The 18,798-nt window shown below is 69.7% G+C and carries 19 protein-coding genes; 9 read left to right on the plus strand and 10 right to left on the minus strand.

Going from position 1 to position 18,798, the window contains the following annotated elements; translation table 11 throughout:
* The first annotated feature begins 211 nt into the window (after nucleotides 1-211).
* Nucleotides 212-439, plus strand: a complete 228-nt coding sequence (locus tag ACIOGZ_RS29985; protein WP_400988383.1) for a hypothetical protein — start codon at nucleotides 212-214, stop codon at nucleotides 437-439.
* Here the strand turns inward: ACIOGZ_RS29985 and ACIOGZ_RS29990 are convergent.
* The 5 genes from ACIOGZ_RS29990 to ACIOGZ_RS30010 all read right to left on the minus strand — a co-directional run bounded on the left by ACIOGZ_RS29990 (nucleotide 392) and on the right by ACIOGZ_RS30010 (nucleotide 4,285).
* Complete coding sequence (locus tag ACIOGZ_RS29990; RefSeq protein WP_400988385.1) at nucleotides 392-997, minus strand: DUF6461 domain-containing protein; 606 nt, start codon at nucleotides 995-997, stop codon at nucleotides 392-394. The genes ACIOGZ_RS29985 and ACIOGZ_RS29990 overlap by 48 nt on opposite strands.
* A gap of 146 nt (nucleotides 998-1,143) precedes the next feature.
* Nucleotides 1,144-1,566 (minus strand): DUF6188 family protein, encoded by a 423-nt coding sequence (locus ACIOGZ_RS29995; protein WP_400988387.1) that lies wholly within the window; start codon nucleotides 1,564-1,566, stop codon nucleotides 1,144-1,146.
* A 626-nt stretch (nucleotides 1,567-2,192) separates the two neighbouring features.
* Nucleotides 2,193-3,530: a hypothetical protein gene (locus ACIOGZ_RS30000; protein ID WP_400988389.1), complete on the minus strand. Its 1,338-nt coding sequence runs from the start codon at nucleotides 3,528-3,530 to the stop codon at nucleotides 2,193-2,195.
* Nucleotides 3,531-3,541: 11 nt separating this feature from the next.
* The gene (locus tag ACIOGZ_RS30005; RefSeq protein ID WP_400988390.1) at nucleotides 3,542-3,673 is read right to left on the minus strand and encodes a hypothetical protein; all 132 of its coding nucleotides are present in this window, start codon (nucleotides 3,671-3,673) and stop codon (nucleotides 3,542-3,544) included.
* Between the two features lie 27 nt (nucleotides 3,674-3,700).
* Nucleotides 3,701-4,285 carry a hypothetical protein gene (locus tag ACIOGZ_RS30010; protein WP_400988393.1) on the minus strand — a complete coding sequence of 195 codons (585 nt, stop codon included), beginning with the start codon at nucleotides 4,283-4,285 and terminating at the stop codon, nucleotides 3,701-3,703.
* 31 nt (nucleotides 4,286-4,316) lie between these two features.
* Between ACIOGZ_RS30010 and ACIOGZ_RS30015 the strand changes: the two genes are divergently transcribed.
* On the plus strand, nucleotides 4,317-5,195 hold the full coding sequence (locus tag ACIOGZ_RS30015; RefSeq protein WP_400988395.1) for a glycosyltransferase family 2 protein: 879 nt from the start codon (nucleotides 4,317-4,319) through the stop codon (nucleotides 5,193-5,195).
* Nucleotides 5,196-5,232: 37 nt separating this feature from the next.
* On the opposite strand, the gene ACIOGZ_RS30020 is transcribed toward ACIOGZ_RS30015, so the two are convergent.
* Nucleotides 5,233-6,282 (minus strand): NAD-dependent epimerase/dehydratase family protein, encoded by a 1,050-nt coding sequence (locus tag ACIOGZ_RS30020; RefSeq protein ID WP_400988397.1) that lies wholly within the window; start codon nucleotides 6,280-6,282, stop codon nucleotides 5,233-5,235.
* A gap of 124 nt (nucleotides 6,283-6,406) precedes the next feature.
* On the opposite strand from ACIOGZ_RS30020, the gene ACIOGZ_RS30025 reads away from it, so the two are divergent.
* The 5 genes from ACIOGZ_RS30025 to ACIOGZ_RS30045 all read left to right on the plus strand — a co-directional run bounded on the left by ACIOGZ_RS30025 (nucleotide 6,407) and on the right by ACIOGZ_RS30045 (nucleotide 10,591).
* Complete coding sequence (locus ACIOGZ_RS30025) at nucleotides 6,407-7,777, plus strand: tetratricopeptide repeat protein (protein ID WP_400988398.1); 1,371 nt, start codon at nucleotides 6,407-6,409, stop codon at nucleotides 7,775-7,777.
* 174 nt (nucleotides 7,778-7,951) lie between these two features.
* A complete protein-coding gene (locus ACIOGZ_RS30030; RefSeq protein WP_400988400.1) occupies nucleotides 7,952-8,245 on the plus strand; it encodes a DUF6087 family protein in 294 nt (97 codons plus the stop codon).
* Nucleotides 8,246-8,480: 235 nt separating this feature from the next.
* Nucleotides 8,481-8,900, plus strand: a complete 420-nt coding sequence (locus ACIOGZ_RS30035; protein ID WP_400988402.1) for an STAS domain-containing protein — start codon at nucleotides 8,481-8,483, stop codon at nucleotides 8,898-8,900.
* Between the two features lie 57 nt (nucleotides 8,901-8,957).
* Entirely contained in the window at nucleotides 8,958-9,782 is an 825-nt protein-coding gene (locus tag ACIOGZ_RS30040) for an IS5 family transposase (RefSeq protein ID WP_400988403.1), read from the plus strand.
* A gap of 242 nt (nucleotides 9,783-10,024) precedes the next feature.
* Nucleotides 10,025-10,591, plus strand: a complete 567-nt coding sequence (locus tag ACIOGZ_RS30045; RefSeq protein WP_400988405.1) for a hypothetical protein — start codon at nucleotides 10,025-10,027, stop codon at nucleotides 10,589-10,591.
* Between the two features lie 305 nt (nucleotides 10,592-10,896).
* On the opposite strand, the gene ACIOGZ_RS30050 is transcribed toward ACIOGZ_RS30045, so the two are convergent.
* On the minus strand, nucleotides 10,897-11,172 hold the full coding sequence (locus ACIOGZ_RS30050; protein WP_363631265.1) for an HU family DNA-binding protein: 276 nt from the start codon (nucleotides 11,170-11,172) through the stop codon (nucleotides 10,897-10,899).
* 359 nt (nucleotides 11,173-11,531) lie between these two features.
* On the opposite strand from ACIOGZ_RS30050, the gene ACIOGZ_RS30055 reads away from it, so the two are divergent.
* Nucleotides 11,532-14,963, plus strand: a complete 3,432-nt coding sequence (locus tag ACIOGZ_RS30055) for an AAA domain-containing protein (protein ID WP_400988407.1) — start codon at nucleotides 11,532-11,534, stop codon at nucleotides 14,961-14,963.
* The gene (locus tag ACIOGZ_RS30060; protein ID WP_363631267.1) at nucleotides 14,950-16,353 is read left to right on the plus strand and encodes a phospholipase D-like domain-containing protein; all 1,404 of its coding nucleotides are present in this window, start codon (nucleotides 14,950-14,952) and stop codon (nucleotides 16,351-16,353) included. The genes ACIOGZ_RS30055 and ACIOGZ_RS30060 overlap by 14 nt, the downstream gene beginning before the upstream one ends.
* On the opposite strand, the gene tgmC is transcribed toward ACIOGZ_RS30060, so the two are convergent.
* Genes tgmC through tgmA form a run of 3 tightly spaced genes read right to left on the minus strand, consistent with a single transcriptional unit; the run spans nucleotide 16,350 to nucleotide 18,738 of the window.
* Complete coding sequence (tgmC, locus tag ACIOGZ_RS30065; protein WP_363631269.1) at nucleotides 16,350-17,489, minus strand: ATP-grasp peptide maturase system methyltransferase; 1,140 nt, start codon at nucleotides 17,487-17,489, stop codon at nucleotides 16,350-16,352. The genes ACIOGZ_RS30060 and tgmC overlap by 4 nt on opposite strands.
* The gene (tgmB, locus tag ACIOGZ_RS30070; RefSeq protein WP_363631271.1) at nucleotides 17,486-18,457 is read right to left on the minus strand and encodes an ATP-grasp ribosomal peptide maturase; all 972 of its coding nucleotides are present in this window, start codon (nucleotides 18,455-18,457) and stop codon (nucleotides 17,486-17,488) included. The genes tgmC and tgmB overlap by 4 nt, the downstream gene beginning before the upstream one ends.
* Nucleotides 18,457-18,738: a putative ATP-grasp-modified RiPP gene (gene tgmA / locus ACIOGZ_RS30075; RefSeq protein WP_400811245.1), complete on the minus strand. Its 282-nt coding sequence runs from the start codon at nucleotides 18,736-18,738 to the stop codon at nucleotides 18,457-18,459. Before tgmA ends, tgmB begins: the two co-directional genes overlap by 1 nt.
* Between the last annotated feature and the right edge of the window lie 60 nt (nucleotides 18,739-18,798).

An 18,798-nucleotide genomic window follows, 5' to 3' on the forward strand; every position in this document is an offset into this window, starting at 1 on the left:
TCCACTTGACGACCGACCGCTTCCACCAGGACCAGGATGGGGCCTACCTCACCTTCGACAAGCATCCCGTGCTCCTGCCGCCGACGCTGGCCCACCTCATCGAGCACCAGATCGCCAGCGGCCGGTCACGATCCGCCCTGGGAACGCCGGCCACCAGCGAGCACCCCCAACTTCTCCCGCCAGCCGCCCCCGCAGCCCACAGACACTCTCGGTGCGACTCAAGCAGCACGGCCTGCCCACCATCGCCGCCCGTAACACGGCCATGTTCAGCATGGCCGGCGAGCTGCCGCCCATCATCCTGAGCGACCTCTTCGGCCTTCACCGGAATACCGTGACCCAGTGGGCCGCCTTGGCCCAGGACAGCTGGTCCGGTTACCTTGCGGCCCTGATGTCACCGGATCTGGATGGTGACGCAGGTGAACGTGGTGTCCTGGAGTAGCGCTGGCGTGATGGCGACGCCGGTCAGGTGCTCTGCCAGAGCAAACGCTGCTGGTGAGGACAGATCCGTTTCCGGATCTTCCTCCTCAAGGTTGAAGCCGATCCGTTCCATAACGGCGAGGAGTTCGTCGGGTGTGCTGCCCCAACGGTCCTCCGGGAACATGGGCTCGAAGCAGAGTCGCAGGACCTGGTCCTCTGCCCAGAGGAACGTGCCGACGCTGTTGATATTGACGAAGTGCGAGACCCACCTCGCCCCGGCGGAAGCCGGCAGGGCTCGGTCTTCGGTAGTCCCGAAGTAGCCGTTGGGCTCGATCAGCAGTGTCCAGGTGCCCACAGTGGTCATGGCGACCAGCTGACGGTCTCCCTCCTGCAGGTCGTACTGGGCGAAGGCGGCGTCGACGACCGCGGCTATGCCCTGCAGGGGCGCCTCCGGTCGTCCTTCGAGCCGGGACACCAACTCAGCAGTCGACAGGCCCCGGACCAAGGTGAAGCAGTACGCCTCGGCGATGTCTGGAAAGTCGTTCTCGAACCACGCGTAGTCCGCTCCGGTCTTCGTCATACCGCCCATCCTTCACCCCGCGTCCGACAGCGAAGGGGCCCGGCTGCCAAGGGAGCGCCTGGTCAGCGGTACTCGTGAACACCAGGGCCACGGAAAGTGCACGGTCGGTACAGCGCCTCTTCGCCAGCACCGACACCCGGCACCCGTCAGGAGGTCGTGGAGCGCCCGGACCAGACCGTGAGCTTTCCGCCCGGCGTCGAGATGATCCGCCAGCCTCCCGGTCCGAGCACTTCCCATGCCTCGAACGACGGGTCCGCCCGGCCGGTGAGATGACAGCCGTTGTCGAAGACCAGCCGCAGCGAACCCGTCTTGAAGGCCACCGCAGACAAGACCTTCGCTCCGAACAGCCCGAGTGTCGCCGCCACATCCTGTCGCCCCGGGTCGAGGAAGACCTCCTGACGGTCGTCGCCGACACCCTGGGTGAGCGTGAATGGGCATCCAAGTTCCACGCGGGCGTCCGAGTCGAGGTGCAGCAACACCTGGTAGCTAACGCTGATCTTGGTAACGGCCAGACCCCGAAGATTCATGATCCAACGGTCTTCGTGCTCAGCCAACGATGTTTCACTCACCACCGAAAGATGCACCCCGGAGCACCGACTGCGCCACCGAAAAGCCCCACGGCCTCGTAGCCCATCTCAGAGGGCGGAATGCGAGCTGATGTCCATTCAGGCGATGACAGAACGGACATCAGCTCACATTCCACCCTCTGAGACTTCGCCAGTTCGGGGTTCCTGCCAGCCGCGCCCTGGAGGTGAGCAGGGGAGAGGATGGCCAGGCTGGTGAGCTGACCGATGAACGAATGCTCGACCGTGAACCGGGCTGTCGCCGTAGCACCGGTGTCCACATCACCTCCGGGACCAGCAGAAACGAGGCCTGCTGCGCTCGCTTGCTCTTGCGTCATCGTGTCGCATCAATCTGATCGGGCACCAGCGGCACCGCCGCTGGCCTGGAGTCGCACCTGTTGTGGCTGTCGGGGCGAAGAGAATGCCGGGCCGACAGCGTACTGGCCAGCCGTGACAGACGATCAGGTCCGGCTCGTCGTCGGCGCCGCCGGGGATGGCGATCTCCTCGGCGAGCTCTTCGACGCCGAGCCGCTCGCGGCAGTGGACCGGCTCGTAGACCAGGGCGAAGCCCCAGCCCGAGGCTGGACGTCAGGGTCCACCAAAGAGGTCGAGCCGGGGAGGACCGACCCGCGCTACGCGGGCACCACGGCCCGGTTGTTCCATCGTTCCTCCTCGGTGCGGTCCCTCAGCGGAGCGAAGACCCAGGGGGCCAGGCGTGGGGTCGGCACAGCGTCGACGGCTTCGACCGGGTGGACGAGGCCCCGTGAGCACGTCTCGGCTTTCCAGACGGTCACCTTGGCGGTTGGGTGGGCGGGGTTGATGCCGATCTCGCCCTTGGGGCCGCAGGCGGAGTTGAACGGGGTGGCGATGTTCCGCGCGTTCCAGTAGGCCCATGCCTCTCCGGCCTTGGCGCGCTCGAACAGGTGGTAGAGCTGCGGATACCGGTCGAGCAGCCGCACGTCCCGAAAGTACAGCTGGCCCAGCAGCCCTGGGGCGTGCCGCGTCAGCTGTTCGGTGTCGGCGCCGTGGAACGCGAACGCCGTGGCGTCTACCCCGGCCGCGAACGCGGTCGAGGCGAACCGGTGTGCGAGCCGCTCCCCGACGAACGCGCCAGCCGCGTCGGCCAAGCCAGGCTCGACGGCGGTGACGAGTTCGAGGAGCCGGTTGTGGTCGGGGCGGAAGCGGCCGACGTCGAACAGGGTGCCCATGCCGTCGACGGCGGCGAACGCGAGCCGCTTGTAGAGGTGGTTGTTCATCTCGCCGCGGGCGGCGAGTTCGCGGCTGGTGCGGCTGGTGGAGTGCAGCATCAGGTACTCGGCGACGGTCTCGAAGTAGAGATACCCGAGGTACGGCATGACCTGGACCGCCGCAGCCAGCGCGTCGAGGAGCGGTCGAGCCGGGGACGGGCGGCCGGCGGCGCTGCCGAGCAGGAGGTCGAGCAGGGGCGCGGCGGCGCGCACCCGGTCGGTGACGGAACGGGTGACGTGCTCGTCCTCGGCTTCGGTCAGGGCGTGCCGATGGGCGGCGTGGGCGCGCAGGTGGACCTCGCCCAGCCGCAGGTAGTCCAGGCCGACCAGCGGGACGGGCCGGTCGGGCGTGATCTCGATGACCAGCGGGGTGCTGCCGCGCCTGCTCTCCAGGTCCCGGGTGTTGTCGAGGAGGTGGGAGCCCAGATTGTGGGGGAGCAGGGCGCCGCCGGGCAGCGGGGTGAGCGGCGCGCCGTAGACCGCTCCGACGAGGCATCCGCTGGAGGCGAGGAGCTGGCCGCTGTCGCGGATGGCGTCGAGGGATCGGGTCAGGTGGAGCAGGTGGATCGGGCCGCCGGAGGCCAGGACCCGGAGCATGGCGTTGCCGTCGGGCCGCAGCAGGTGGCCGTTGGGCGTCGAGTCGAGGCGCTGGCGCCAGCCGTCCTCGGAGACGACGAGCGCCGGCCCGAGGTCGGGGTGGGCGTGGTCCCACGGAGTGTGCACGGGCGGATCTCCTAGTCGGACGTCGTAGTGGTGCGGAGCCGCAGTGCCTGGTCCAGGGCCTCGGCGGCGCTCGCGCCGTCGAGGCGGGCCCGTTCGCTGGCCACCACCAGGTCGTGGGCAAGGCCGGGGGTCCAGGCGGGCACCCGGTTGCGCAGGCGGGTGAGGTCGGGTCACCACCGCAGAAGGGGGAGGCGGTAGCGGTCGAGCGCGTCGGCGGCCTTGCGCAGGTCGACCGCCACCTGGTGCTGCCGGTAGGCGTCGGCTTCCTCGGCGGTGAAGGCGTCGTGGGGCAGGTCGTGCAGGGCGACGGCGGTGAACGCCTCGGTCCCGGCCGTCACCCCGAACGCGGCCTGCGGTAGGTGGGGGTGCTCGGCGAGCCAGCGCGCGGCCCGCTGCCCGTGGCCGGGGTCGGTGCGGTCGTCGTGCCGGCGGCAGTCGTGGCAGGCCGCCCCGGCGGCCAGTGCCAGCGCCCGGCCCGGTGCGAAGCCCTGTTCGGCGGCGAGCAGCTGGAGCAGGACGGCGACCCGGGCGCCGTGCAGGACACCGTGGATCGAGGCGGGGGTCTCCGTGCGGGCGAACCAGGACGCTTCGGGTACCAGTGGCACCGGCCGGTGTGGCAGGGTGGCCCCGACACCCGCGTCGACGGGCCGGTTGCGGGCGATCCAGTCCAGCGTCGGCTGGTCCATCACCTGGTGGTCCGGGAGCTGCCCGGCCTCGGCCAGCTCGTGCAGCGAGCGGGGTGTCGATGAGGTCATGGTTTTCCCCCTTGGAAGTGGAGTCGGTTCGATGGGCGTCACGCTGGGCGTGGTGGTGCTGACGATGGGCAATCGGCCGGCGGAGCTGCTGGCGCTGCTGGACTCGGTGGCGGCCCAGGAGGGCGCCGACAGCGGGGTGCGGACCGTGGTTCTCGGCCAGGGCATCAAGCTCCCCGAGCTGCCCGCCTGGGTGGACGCGGTGGAGCTGCCGGAGAATCTCGGCATCCCCGGCGGCCGGAACGCCGGAGTGGAGCGGCTGCGCGAGATCGGCGGCACCGACGTGCTGGTGGTCCTCGACGACGACGGCCTCCTCCCCAGGAACGACACCTTCCGGCTGATCCGCGAGGCGTTCGAGCAGGACCCGAAGCTGGGCATCGTCTCCTTCCGCATCGCGGACGAGACCGGGTTCACCCAGCGCCGCCACGTCCCCCGCCTCGGCAAGTCCGACCCGATGCAGTCGGGCCCCGCAACTACCTTCCTCGGCGGAGGCCACGCCATCCGCATGAGTGTGATCGACCAAGTCGGCCTGTTCCCCGCCGAGTTCTTCTACGCGCACGAGGAGACCGACTTCGCCTGGCGTGCCCTCGACGCCGGCTGGGGCATCGACTACCGGGCCGACATGGTCCTCCAGCACCCCCGCACCGACCCGGCCCGCCACGCCGCCTACTACCGGATGACCGCCCGCAACCGCGTCTGGCTCGCCAAGCGCCACCTGCCCGCCCCGCTGGTGCCGGTCTACCTCACCTCCTGGATCGCCTACACCCTGCTGCGCCGCCCCCCGATGGGCGGCCTCAAGGCGTGGTGGGGCGGGTTCTTCGAGGGTGTGCGGGTGGCGTGCCCGCCGCGCCGGCCGATGCGCTGGAGCACGGTGCGGCGGATGGCGCAGCTGGGTCGGCCGCCGGTCTTCTGATGGGCGGAGCACCGGCGCGGTGCGCCGGTGCTCCGGGTCAGGCCGCTGCTCCGGCCAGGGTGTTGGCCTCCGTCAGCCAGTCCGGGACGGCGTCCGGGGTGGACTTCAGCCAGTTCACGTACCGCTCGACGCCGTCGGCGAGCGAGATCGTCGGGTGCCACCCCAGGAGGTCGCTCGCGCGCCGGGTGTCGGCGTAGCCGCCGCGCGGGTCGCCGGCGGGCATCGGCGTCTCCACGAACCGGGCGTCCGGGTAGCGGGCCGCGATCAGCTCGGCGATCTCCCGGACTGAACTCGGCATCCCGGTGCCGATGTTGACGATCTGGCTGGCGGTATCCTCGGCGACGAGGGCGAGGATCGTCGCGTGCGCGATGTCGTCCACGTGCACCATGTCGCGCACTTGGTGGCCGCCGCCGTTGAGCCGCAGCGGCAGCTCGGCCTCGGCGGACATGGCCATCCACGGCACCATCCACGAGTGCGACCCGGGCTTGGGGACCTGCGGCTCGCCGTACACCGAGAAGTAGCGCACGATCGTGTGCTCGGTCCCGCTGTTCGGCAGGACCAACCGCACCTGGTGCTCGCCCCACAGCTTGGTGTTGGCGTAGACGGAGATCGGGGTCAGCGGCTGGTCCTCCGAGAACCGCGGGACCGTGCCGGGCTCGCCGTCGCCGTAGACCGAGGCGGAGGAGACGAACACCAGGCGCTTCACCGGGGCGGCGGCGACCGCGTCCAGCACGTTCTGGGTGCCGTGCACGTTGGCGGCGAACGCGGTGTCGGGCCGGCGGGTGCACGCGGCGACGTCCGCGAACGCGGCGGCGTGGACCACGGAGTCCGCTCGGTTGGCCAGCCACCTCACGGTGGCCCGCTCCCGCACGTCCCCCAGCACGACCTGGGCGGCGTGCTCGTCCACCCGGAAGCGGTCGCGCACCGGGTGCGGGTAGGCGTCGAACCGGTCCAGGACGACCGCCTCCGCGCCGGCGGCGGCGAGCTGCGCGACGATCCGGCTGCCGACCAATCCACCGCCGCCGGTCACCAGCACACGGGAACCTGCGAGTTGGCGCAGGCGAGGGTCCGAAAGCACCTCAGGCATGAATCTCCCTCTCCGAAAGGGTGTTGGGTAGTGCCATCAGTGAAGCGCCGACGCGCCTGGGACGGTACGGTGATGCATCCCCCACCTCGTTCAATCCGTTAAAGATCATTCGTGGGAGCGGGACTTGACGCCGCGTAAGCAACCCAACGCCGCACTCGCAGGGGTCATCGAAGAAGCCGGGTGTACGTACCAAGCCCTGGCGAAGGCAGTCCGGGCGGTAGCCGCCGAAGCCGGCCAGACGTTGCACACCTCGCCCTCAGCCGTTCACTCCTGGGTCGCAGGCGGAACCCCAACTGGCAGAACAGCGGCCTACCTTGCCGAAGCTCTCACCAGAATGCTCAAGCGGAAGGTCACCGTCCCCGAGATCGGTCTAGGCTCCGACAGCATCGGGGAGGCCATCACCATCGACCCTCTCGCCACCGCCGCCGACCTCGGGAGGCTGGTCATGCACCGCCGCCGCGACTTCCTCACCCTCGCCTTCTCCACCGCAGCCGTCGGGCTGCCCCTCACCTACGACCACCAGGCCGCCGCCGCGACCCTGCGCGCCGCCCGAACGGGCGGACGCGTCGGCATCGCAGAAGTCGCCACCGTCCGCCAGCTCACCGAGAGCTTCCGCGCCGCCGACAACCGGCTCGGCGGCGGCCACGGCCTCACCACCGCAACCTCCTACCTCACCGACACCGTCGTCCCGATGCTCCAGGCCACCTACCCCACCACCGAAGTGCGCCGCAGCGCCTACGGAGCAGCCGCCGAACTCGCCACCCTCGTCGGCTTCAAGATGCACGATGTCGGCCGCGAAGGCGCCGCCCAACGCTTCTACCTTCTCGGCTTCCAACTCGCCTGCGAAGCCGATCCCGCCGGCCACGGAGCCTGGATGCTCCGCGCCCTCACCCACCAAGCCCTCGACCTCGGCCAGCCGCTCCACACCGTCCAGCTCGCCGAAGCCGGACTCGCGCGCGCACGCGGCCACGTCGACCGGAAGACCGAAGCCCTGCTGCTGGTCACGGCCGCACGCGCCTACGGAGCCAGCGGTCAAGGCCGGGATGCGGGGCGGGCGCTGCTCGCGGCCGAGGACGCGATGCTCGCCGGAGCTGGAAGCGACATGCCCGGATACGCCACAGCATCGGGCCCCGTAGCCGCCACGGTGGCCTCCCACATGGGCAGGACACTGACCGAGATGGGCGACCACCCCGCCGCCGAACGGCACTACCGCTCGGCCATGACCGGCCGCCTCCGGGAGATCCACCAGCGGACCCGGGCACTGACTATCGCCAACATCGCCAAGTCGGTTGGCGCGCAACGACGCCACGAAGAGGCAGTTGCCCTCTGGGGGCAGTTCCTGGACCTGGCGGGCGAGGTCTCCTCCGACCGCAGCAAGAAGGAGCTGGCGATCCTCCGCTCGACCATGACCGCCTACGCGAAGCGGAACATCACCGGGGCTGCCGCGCTCGGCGAGCGCGCCGCACTCGTCGCGCCCCGCCCCTCCATCGGCTGAGAAGGGCATCTCGCCACCCTCTCGCCCGCGCACCAGAAAGAACCCATGCAGAAGCAACGCGCCGCGGTGCCCGGAGCCCCCCTGGCCCGCAGCACCCGGGAGCGCATCGCCGCAGCCACCGCCTGAACGCACGCCGTCCGCCGGCGAGCCGTCACCGAGCACGAGGAACAGCGCGTGAACGACGAAGAGCCACTGGAGCGTTGGGCCGCCCGCCGGCAGGCCGGGCTCCGGCCGGTCGGCGAACTCAAGGCCGTCCGCCTCGACGGCAGTAGCGGCGGTGCGCACGTCGGCCGGGACGAACCGCGCCTGATCATGCGCTGGGACGGCTACCAATGGCTCCCCGAGACCGTGGCCCCGGACTACCCGGCCGCGCAGCGCATCCTCAACGGGATTGAAGGCGACGGCGTGATGCGGCCGACCGCCCCACCTGCGCCGAAGAAGCCCGGCCGACACCGCCGCACCACCTAGGACAGGCCCGGTGCCGCTTCCGGAACGGCTGCGCCGGGGGCCGAACGCGCCGCGGGGGCCACCGGAGCAGCCGTCGTGCGGAACGACCTCGGCGGGAGCAGGGCCGCCGTCGTTGGCCGGCAGGCCTGGTGTCCGCCGCCGCACAGGCGGCACACGGCGCGCGCGGCGCCCGGTTGGCGTGCGCAGTACCGGCCGTTACGGTGGCGGTGGGACCGCCGGACGCCTGGAGGCACGCGTGCACGACCTTGTCGGGCCGCTGATCACCGCCGATGTCGCCGGGGCGCCGCACACCCGGTTCGTCGAGGCGGCGGGCGAACTCGACATGGACGGGGCGCCGGTGCTGCGCCGGGCGCTGCGGGCGGCGCTCGCGGTGCGCGGGCGCCAGGAGGTGGTGGTGGTCGACCTGGCGCGGGTCGCCTTCTGCGACTCGGCGGGCCTGGACGCGCTGCTGCGGGCCCGCGCGGAGGCGGGGCGCCGGGGCGTGCTGCTGGTGCTGGCCCGCCCGGGAGCGGCGGTGGCCCGGATGCTGGAGATCACCGGGACGGACCGGGTGCTGCACGTGCTGTCCGGCTGGCGGCCGGGCCGCACCGCGGTGCGGCCCGTGCCCGCCCGGGAGCGGACCGGCTGCGGCCACTGCGGGCCGCGCCCGTCCTGACCCGGACCCGCCACGGCCGGCACGGGGCGGGTGGGTTGTCGGCGGGTGCGCGCGGGGGTGGTTCAGCGGGCCGACCAGCGCGGGCAGTGCGGGCCGTGGCGGGTCCACAGGACGATGGTGCCGCCGTCCAGCACCTCGCGCCGGCGCACGGCCGCGCAGCAGCCTGTCGACCTGCGCGACGTCTTCAACGCGATCCTTTACGTCAACCGCACTGGAATCCCCTGGAAATACCTTCCACACGACTTCCCGAACCACGGCACCGTCTACGCCTACTATGCCGCGTGGCGCGACGAGGGAATCTTCGCCCAAGTGAACTACGATCTCACCGGACTGGCCCGGGTGAAGGAAGGCCGCAAGCCCGAGCCGACCGCCTCGGTGATCGACACTCAGAGTGTGAAGACCTCCACCAATGTGCCCGTGACCAGCCAGGGAACCGACGCCGCGAAGAAGATCGTCGGTCGGAAGCGGGGGATCCTCACTGACACGATCGGCCTGATCCTCGCCGTGGTCGTCACCGCCGCGAGCCTGTCCGAGAACGCCGTGGGAATACAGCTCTTTGATCAGGCCAAGAAGACCTATCCGAGCATCTCCAAGAGTTGGGTCGACACCGGCTTCAAGAACGCCATGGTCGAGCATGGAGCCGGCCTCGGAATCGACGTCGAAGTCGTCCACCGGAAGTCCGACATCCCCGGATTCCACGTTGTGAAAAGGCGGTGGGTGGTCGAACGGAGTCTCGGGTGGATCATGCTGCGGCGGCGCCTCGCCCGCGACTACGAGACCCTCCCGGCCAGCTCCGAAGCCATGATCCACATCGCCTCGATCGACACTCTCACCAAGCGCATAACGGACGAAAACACACCAACCTGGCGAGGAGCCTACTAGGACATAAAGGGCAATTAGCCCACACTAAACGCCCTCTGACGGTAGCCACCCGGGCGGCGGGTACCCGGATCGCTCGAAGCCAGCTGTCCAGAGGGAGCTCCAGCTCCACGAGCACGTCTACGGCAAAGATCACGCTGAGTGAGAGGAGGGAAGAGGGCGGGCCTGCACCATCGCGGGTGCAGGCCCGCTGTGAGGCCTCCCGGGTGGTGGTGTGCGCGGCCCAGAGCGGACAAACGGACAGAATGAACGGCCCCCATAACCTCACCACCGACCCCGCACCGCCCGCAGCGAAGGCCAGCGGTGCACGCCGGGTACTGCTCAGCCGCACCGGAGTCCTCAGCACTTCCGCCACGGCCATCACCGGGCTGAACGAATACGGACACGCCCTCGCCCAGTTGATCGCCCTCGGACACACCTACGAAAGCGCCGCCGAGGAACTCGGCTGCTCCATCGCTAGGGCTTCCAACACCATGTCCAGGCTGATGCACCGCCACGGCCGCAGCGACCGCACTCGCACCATCGCCGACCTCATCACCACCGGGCTGCTCGACACCACTGAGCTGCGCGCCGCGCTGCCCGACAAGCTTCCCGACCTTCCCCCGCGCATGCTCCAGGTCCTCACTCTGCTCGCCACCCACGAAGTCCGCACCGTCGCACGCCTGGCCGGTATCAGCCAGGACACCATCGGCAGTGTCATCACCCGAGCCGTCACCGTGATAGGCGCCGGCAGTCGCACCCACGCCGTCGTCACAGTCCTCCTCCTCAGCCGACCGGACCTCGCCGAATCCGGTGGCGTGCGGCGAGACTGATCGAGTACCCACGCCAGTACACCGCCGACGGCAGTCCGCCGTTGTACCTGGCCGGGACCAGTGCCGGCCGCCCGGGCTGGGAGGCCGGGCCTTGGAGCGGGCGGAGTCGCTCGGCGAGCACCGGCCGGCCCGGGAACTGTCGGACTGCACGGGGTCGCTGCGTGAGGTAGCGGAGGGCTTGGTGGGGGAGCCAGCTGGCTGCGCCGGTGGTTCCGTCGCGGTGACACCCCGCGCTTCGGTCGGCGGTTGATCTGGCAGCGGCCAAGGCGGCCCGGGTCGGCGAGGCGCGCCCGGGCCGCGGCTTGCTACTTCGCGGCGGCCTTCAGCTTGGAGCCGGCCGTCACCTTGGCGCTGTAGCCGGCAGCGATCTCGATCGGCTCACCGGTCTGCGGATTGCGGGCCGTCCTGGCGGCGCGGTGGGTGCGCTCGAAGGTCAGGAAACCGGGGATCGTGAGCTTCTCGTCGCCCTTCCTGACGACCTCGCCGACGATCTCGGCGAACGCCGACAGCACTGCGTCGGCATCGTTCTTGGAGACCTCGGCACGGTCTGCGATTGCTGCTACGACCTCGGTACGGTTCATCGTGCTGCTCACTTTCGATCACGGAGTTGGGTTCCACCGCATGTTGCCAGATGCCTAGGACAGTCCGGTGAGCGGGAGGAACCGGCACGCCGGGCGTGACGGTACGAAAGGCCGCGTTCGATCTCTACCGAACAACGTCCTGGCAGGCCCGCTCCCGCACCCTGGACCACCTCGTCTCGCTCCTGCCATCGGATTCGGTGTCCGCGCCGATTCCGGCCAGGGTTTGCGGCATCAGGGCCGGAACCGGCGCGCACCAGCACGATGAAGCGCCGATCGGCCGAATCGTCCAACCGAGGTGGCCCTGGCTGGCAGGATGGCGGGACCGGCGTGTTGCCACCGGTGCTGGACAAGGAGAGTGCGTGGGATCACAGGTGATCAACGGTCGATTCCTGCTACTGGGAGGTAGCGCGCGAAGCGGCGGCCTGTCGGAGGTCCGCAAGGCGGTCGACACATCCAGCAGCGACAGCGACCGGCAGTTCGCTGCGGTCAAGCTACTGAAGCGGCGCGACGACGAGATCACAAAAGTCTTCCTGGAACGAGAGACCACCGCGCTCAAAGCCCTCGAGCACTCCCATATCGTGCGGATGCTGGACTCAGGCTGGGACCCGCTCCTGGAGCGCTACTACATCGCACTGGAGTGGGTGGAACGCAGCCTGAAGGACGATCTGCAGGCTGGCCGACCCGTCGGCTGGGACTCCTTCTTCGAGCGAATCGGCAAGCCACTGGCGAGCGCACTGGCGCACGCGCACTCCCTGAACATCGAACATCGCGACCTCAAACCGGGCAACGTGCTGCTCACCGACGCCGGAGTGCCCAAGCTCGCGGACTTTGGAATCGCCAAGATCCGCTCCAAGGTCGCCGTGAACGACGAGACCGTCGCCGAATACCGCTCCAACCTGTACTCCCCACCGGAGCAGGAGGACGCCGTCCCCTATGTCCGGGACGTGTTCGGCTACGGCGTCCTCGCCATCCAGACGCTGTCCGGCAGCAAGGCCCGCGACTACCCCGACCTCGTCCCGGCCCTGGACGAACTGGACCTCGCCACCGAATTCCGCGAGATCCTGCGCTCCTGCATCGACTTCGACCCGCGGCAGCGCCCGGCCAACGCTGCAGTCCTCGAACAACGGCTCCTGGACGCCGAGCACATCTGCGCAGGCCGCCAGTCCCGCAGGAGCAACTTCCTGTGGCTGAAGCTCACCCGCTCCGCCGCCGAGAACCTCAGCGAGACCCCCAAAGACGCCGAACCGGACTGGGCCCGCGCCAAGGCCGCCGTCCTCGCCGACCTGTCCGGCACCGTACACGTCGACTACGGCTACAACCCCCAGACCGAGGAGACCGACCAGAGCACGCTGCGCCTGTTCGGCAACTCGTGGTTCCTGCGGCTGCGCGCCGACGACCAGTACCCCGAACGCGTCGTCGTCGTCCAGGCACTCACCAAGTCAGAAGAGTGGATGACCCGGCAGCGCAAACGCGTCCTGGCACTGCCGCCGATCCTCACCTGGACCTTCGACGACCCGGGCGAGGAACCCGCCTATCAGGGCCGCAACCTGCTCCTCGACCACCTCGACGACCACCTCGCCCGGCCCCAGAAAGCAGACCACGACGACCAGGAACACAGCCTCGGAGACCTGTTCGAAGGGTGGCGCAGACTCCTGGACGCCCGCGAGGAGGTCGCCGCCGGCGGACGCCAGATCCTGGAGTACGACCGGGTCACCGGAAACGGCCGCACCAGGGTGTTCCAACTGGCCAAGCCCGGCACCGCACCGCCGGTCGGCGAGGAATGGTCCATCGCCCCGTTCGCGCAGGCCCGGCCCGTAGAACGCGGCGAAGTGACGGTCCAGTCCGAGGAGACCGTGGCGATCCGCTTCGCCCGCCCCACCATCCGAGTGCCCGACCGCGGCGTACTGCTGCCCTTCCTCGGACCCAGCCAGCAGGCCCTGAACCGACAACGGGACGCCCTGGCCACCATCATGGCCGGACAGAGCACCAACCGGCTCCTGCGCGACATCATCGACAGCCCCGCCGCCATCGCCTCACGCCCGCCCGCCGACGTCACCCACTGGTTTCGCGCCGACCTGGACAAGAGCAAACGCGACGTGGTCCTCCATGCCCTCGGCTCCCAAGACCTCCTGCTCGTCGAAGGACCGCCCGGGACCGGGAAGACGACCGTCATCGCCGAGATCGTCGAACAGACCCTCAAACGCGACCCAACCGCCCGCATTCTCATCGTCAGCCAGACCCACATCGCGATCGACAACGCGTTGCGCCGCATCGAGGAGGCTGGCGTCCAGGGCCTCGTGCGCCTCGGGCGGCCCGACGACCCCAGGGTCGCCGACAGCGCCCAGCACCTTCTGCTGGACCGCCAGGTCAAGAAGTGGACCCAGCAGGTGCGGGCCCGCGCGGAGTCCTACCTCGACGGTGTCGCCACCCGCGGCGGCCTCGAAGCACGCCACCTCAAGGCCGCCCTCACCCTGGAAGAACTCGCCTCGGTCGCCGCCGATCTGAACCACGTCACCCTCAAGCTCGAAGAGCTCAACAACAGGCCCGCGCCCGAACGCACCACCTCCGCCCGCGACCTCGGCGAAGAACTTGTCACCGTCCGGGCCCGACGCGACCAGCTCACCGACCAGCGCCACGAACTGTACACCGAGGCCCAACGCGTTCTCGCCGGCGACCTCACCCTGCGCGAGAACCTCACCCCCGAAGAGGCCCGCGACGCTGTGGAGGCACTCCTCGGCCCCGCCGGCAGCGGCCGCGACCTGATGCGGCTGCTGCGGCTGCAGGGCCAGTGGCTGCAGCGTATCGGCACCGACCAGGACCTGCTCGCCGAGTTCCTGCGCACCCGGCAGGTCGTCGGCGGTACCGCGATCGGCTTCCTGGGCCACCCGGCAGCACGGGACCTCGAGTTCGACCTGTGCATCTTCGACGAGGCCTCCAAGGCCACCGCCACCGAAGCCCTCGTCCCACTCGCCCGGTCCAAGCGCTGGGTACTGGTCGGCGACACCCGCCAGCTGCCGCCCATCGACGAGGACCTTCTGCGCGACAAGAAGATCATGGCCGACTACCAGCTCATCCCCGAGTTGGTGACCACGACCCTGTTCCAGTACCTGGCGACCCACACCAAATACCCCGTCCAGCACCTGCTGCGCGAGCAGTACCGAATGACCCCGGCCATCGGGAACATGATCTCCACCTGCTTCTACGGCGAGAAACTCCTGTCACCCAACCCCCACACACTGCCCGGCTACGACCAGATCAACAAACCGGTGCTGTGGCTCGACACCGCCAAGCTCCCCACCCGCCGCGAATCCGAACGCACCAGCACCGAGACCAGCATCTCCAACCGCACCGAGGCAAAGCTCGCAGTCAGGCGCCTGGAGACGATCGACAAGGCCATCGACCGGCAGCTGATCAAGACCACACCCGGCCACAAGCTGGACGTCCTGGCCATCGCCCCATACGGCCGGCAGGTCGAAGAACTCAACCGGCAGCTGGCCGAGGTGAGGCTCAAACACCTCGCCGTCGAAGTGCTGTCCGTCGACGCCGTCCAGGGCCGCGAATGCGACCTCGCGGTCTTCTCCGTCACCCGCAGCAACGACCGCTCCGACTTCGGCTTCCTCGGCCAGCCGTACTGGCGCCGCATCAACGTCGCACTATCCCGAGCCCGATTCGGCCTCATCGTGGTGGGCGACGCCACGTTCTGCCGCAGCAAGCCCGGCGCGCTGCGCGACGTCCTCGACTACATGTCCAGCCACCCGCAGGAGTGCGAGATCCGCGATGCCTACCTATAGCGACAACAGCCTCCTGCACATCCGCCTCCACAACGACCGCCAGGGCCTGGAACTCGTCGCCATCGTCGACGCCGGCATCCCCGTCGCCCTGGTCACCGCCGACATCCTTGCCCAGGACCGCAAACCGCTGCCCCTGCTCAAGGAGTTCGTCCTCCACCTCGTCGGCGAGAACGTCGACACCGAGGACGCCATCGCCGGAATCCTCGGCCTGCCCCAACGGATGGTCAACCACACCATCGCCGGACAGTTCTCCGACGACCTCCTCACCTACGCAGCGCCCCGGCTCGGGACGGGTAACCAGCCACCCGCCCGCCGACTACGCCTGACCGCCCGCGGCCAGCAGACCGCCCGCGACATGGCCGCCATCACCCCCGTACGGGTCGACCAGCCACTCGTCTACGACCAGCTCCTCGGCAAGGCCAAGCCCTACGACCGCCACACGATCATCCCCCACCGCCAGGCCGAGGAAGAAGGCGTCCTGCTGCTGCCCGCGCCCCGAGCCGGGCTCGTGGAGGCCAGCGACATCCCGGTCACCGACATCAACGCACTGCTGCGCGAACGCGGGACCACCAACCGCGAAGTCCTTCTCGTCCGCAAGGCCACCCAGGCCAAAGCCCGCCGCGTCATGCCGGCCAAGCTCCTCGTGTACGCCGACCCCGAGCGCACCGACATCCAACTCGGCGTCGTCGTCGACGGCGAGCTCAGCCACACCCACGAGATCGCCCTGCTCAACCACGGCGGCGCCAAGGCCCTCGGCATCCAGGTCGAACCCGCACCCGAACGCCCCGCCCTGACCCCGGAACTCGAACGCGCCCGCATCGACCTGCCACAAGTCACCCGGCTGCGCGCCGAACAGGCCGCCGCCCAACTCGACACCGAACAGCTGCAGGGCCAGAGCCAAGCCGGACTCGCCATACACCGAGACCAGGTCCGCGCCATCAGCGTGTTCGAACACCCCGAACTGCTGGACGAAGCCCTCACCCGAGCCCGCCAGCGGATCCTGATCATCTCCCCATGGATCAAGAACGCCATCATCACCACCGACTTCCTGAGCAAACTCGAGGCCCGGCTCAAACGCGGCACCACCGTCCACATCGCCTACGGCTACGAGGAAAACGACACCAAGACTGACCCCACCGCCGTACGCAAGCTTGAGAACTTGGCCCACCGCTACCCCGCCAAGCTCACCGTCGCCCGTCTGAAAGCCACCCACGCGAAGATCCTCATCTTCGACGACACCTGGATCGCCACCAGCTTCAACTGGCTCTCCTTCCGCGGCGACCCCGACCGCACCTACCGCATGGAAGAAGGAACCCTCGTCAGCAACAAACCCGCCGCCGACGACCAGTACCACCGCTACATCGAACTGATCGACCAGGAACGCCGCTAGACGGGGAGGTTCCAGGCGGGACCGTCCTCGGCACCGAGCCACACACGCTGGCCGTCGCCGTCGATGGTGATGCCGAAGCCCTCCTGGTGCGGGGCGCCGTGACGCTGCCACTGCTGGATGGCGGCCTCGACCTGGTCCCAGAGCCGCAGGGGCCCGCGCTGAACGACAGTCCAGCCGCCGTCGGGGTTCGGCGTGGTACGGGCGTGGGAGCCGGTGGCGACGTCCATCAGGATCTGGTGGCCGCCGGCCCCCAGGATCTCGGCGGAAGGGGCGGCGAGCTGCGCCACCCACTTGCCGGTCCAGTCGGACAGGATCGCAGGATCGACCCCAGCCGGTTGTTCGTCCCCGGCCATGAGGGTGAGGCTGCCGCGCGGGGGCCGGTCGTGCTGACGGGCGATCATGAAACTGATGTACCCGGGCAGGAACCGGCCGCTGGCGCACCCCGGCTCGGTGACGGTCAGCAGGGCCTGGCCGAAACCGAAGCTCCATCCGGAGAAGGTGGCCAGGATCTTCCCGCCGGGCCGGACCTGGTAGAGCCAGGGCAGGGGGAGGGTGCGCACCGAGCAGGTCGCGATCAGGCGGTCGTACGGGCCGCCGTCCTGGTACCCGGCCAAGCCGTCACCGACGACCAGGGTGGGCGCGAAGCCGGCGGTCTTCAGCGACGCCGCGGCGCGCGCGGCCACCCCCTCGTCGACCTCGACGCTGACCACGTTGCCGTCCCCGAGACGGTGGGCGCCCAGGGCCGTGGAGTAGCCGGTGCCGGTGCCGATCTCCAGTACCCGGTGGCCGTCTTCGACACCGAGCTGCTGCCACATCTCCAGGACCAGGGAGGGCAGCGTGGACGACGACGACGGCAACCCGGTGACCGGCCCCTCGGCATCGGCCGGCCGAAGATGGCCGTCGAGCTGGGTCACCAGCGTCTCGTCCGAGTAGACGGTCGACAGGAAGCCGGGAGCACCGGGTAGGACCGGCGCGTAGGCGGTCGGTACGCTCTCCGGCACCGGTAGGAAGTACTGATCGACGAACGCCTCGCGCGGTACGGCCGCGACGGCGGCCCGCCACTTCGGATCGGTGAGGACGCCGTCCTCGGTGAGTTCGTCGGCCAGGGCGGCACGCAGTTCGGCAGGGCTGCTCACGGGGTACGGCCTCTCTGGAGTTCGTCGGCGATGGCCTCCGCGATGGCGTCGGTCGTCGCCGCCGGGTGGAAGGCCCACTGCCCGTTCGGATTGCACTCGAAAAAATGCCAGGCGCCACCGTGATCGACGGCGAAGTCGAACGCGCCGAAGACCAAGCCGAACGCATCGAGGTAGCGTGCCACCGGTTCGGCGACGTCCTCGGGCACCGGCACCGGGGTATGGGTCATCAGGTCCTGGCGCCGCCGCCAGTCCAGGTCCGGACTGTCGATCCGGGACGCGAACAACCGCCCGCCCACCGCCGTGAGCCGGACATCGAAAGCCTTGTCGACCATTGCCTGGAACAGGTGCGGGCAGGCCATGACGGCATCCGTGATCTCCTCCGCCCGCACCTCGGCCACCCACGCCTGCAACGGTTCCCCGCCCTCCCCGCAGTACGGTGAGTTCCACAACGGCTTGTACACGGCACCACCGGCCTGACCCGCGCAGAACTCCCGCGCCTCCCGCGCGCTGGTCGTGATCACCGTCGCCGGCACCCGAAAACCCACACGCAGAGCCGTGGCGAGCTGCGCCGCCTTGTGCTCGGCCTCACGCACGCGCCACGGGTGGTTGACGTAGTGGGCACCGGGCAGGGAGGCGAGGACGCCGCCGACACCCCAGTACGCCTGCGAGCGGGCGAACACCGCGTCCTGGCCGTCCATCCCCTCCGGCGCCTCGTACGCCGACGGACGGCGGAACCAGACGGAACGGACCAGGTCGAGGTGGAGCGTGCGGGTGGGAGTGACGAGGGTGCCGTGCTGTCCGCCCGCGAGGTAACGGGCGGACAGCACGGCACCGGTGTGGAGATCGACACCAGGATCCGCCCTGACCACCGGAACACCCCGCCCGGCCAGGACACGCAGTACCACGTCGGCCGTGACGTCGTAGGGATCGGTGAGGACCAGGACGGCCCGCTGCCGGTCCTCCGGCATCAGCGGGTGCCCTGGTCCTGGTCGTTCGAGGTCATGGTGTCCACGTCGGTCGGCTGGTTCTGCTTTCCGCTCTTGCCGTCACCGCCGCCGGTGCTCGTCGGACCGGTCGCGTTCGTGCTGGTCCCGTGCGCCCCGAGTTCGATCTTGCGGCCCTGGTCGTCGAAGTACACGGCTACCTGGGTCTCCGGGTCGATTACGGCGGTGAGCCGGGGCACGGGCTCGGTCTCCTGAAAGGGCCCCATGCGGGTGGTACCCCATGGCGGTACAGATGCTCGGGTCAATCCCGTCCTCCTCCACGCGGTGCCGCCGGCCAGAAGCGGCATCCCAAGCAGACTCCCACA

The sequence above is a fragment of the Kitasatospora sp. NPDC088160 genome (assembly GCF_044741445.1).
GTDB lineage: Bacteria > Actinomycetota > Actinomycetes > Streptomycetales > Streptomycetaceae > Kitasatospora.

Excerpts from the sequence above, each read along its gene's own strand:
- ACIOGZ_RS30060 (WP_363631267.1), top strand. The coding sequence starts at position 14,950 with ATGCCTACCTATAGCGACAACAGCCTCCTGCACATCCGCCTCCACAAC.
- ACIOGZ_RS30045 (WP_400988405.1), top strand. The coding sequence starts at position 10,025 with ATGAACGGCCCCCATAACCTCACCACCGACCCCGCACCGCCCGCAGCG.
- ACIOGZ_RS30010 (WP_400988393.1), bottom strand. The coding sequence starts at position 4,285 with ATGACCTCATCGACACCCCGCTCGCTGCACGAGCTGGCCGAGGCCGGG.
- ACIOGZ_RS29990 (WP_400988385.1), bottom strand. The coding sequence starts at position 997 with ATGACGAAGACCGGAGCGGACTACGCGTGGTTCGAGAACGACTTTCCA.
- ACIOGZ_RS30015 (WP_400988395.1), top strand. The coding sequence starts at position 4,317 with ATGGGCGTCACGCTGGGCGTGGTGGTGCTGACGATGGGCAATCGGCCG.
- ACIOGZ_RS30020 (WP_400988397.1), bottom strand. The coding sequence starts at position 6,282 with ATGCCTGAGGTGCTTTCGGACCCTCGCCTGCGCCAACTCGCAGGTTCC.
- tgmB (WP_363631271.1), bottom strand. The coding sequence starts at position 18,457 with ATGCCGGAGGACCGGCAGCGGGCCGTCCTGGTCCTCACCGATCCCTAC.
- ACIOGZ_RS30050 (WP_363631265.1), bottom strand. The coding sequence starts at position 11,172 with ATGAACCGTACCGAGGTCGTAGCAGCAATCGCAGACCGTGCCGAGGTC.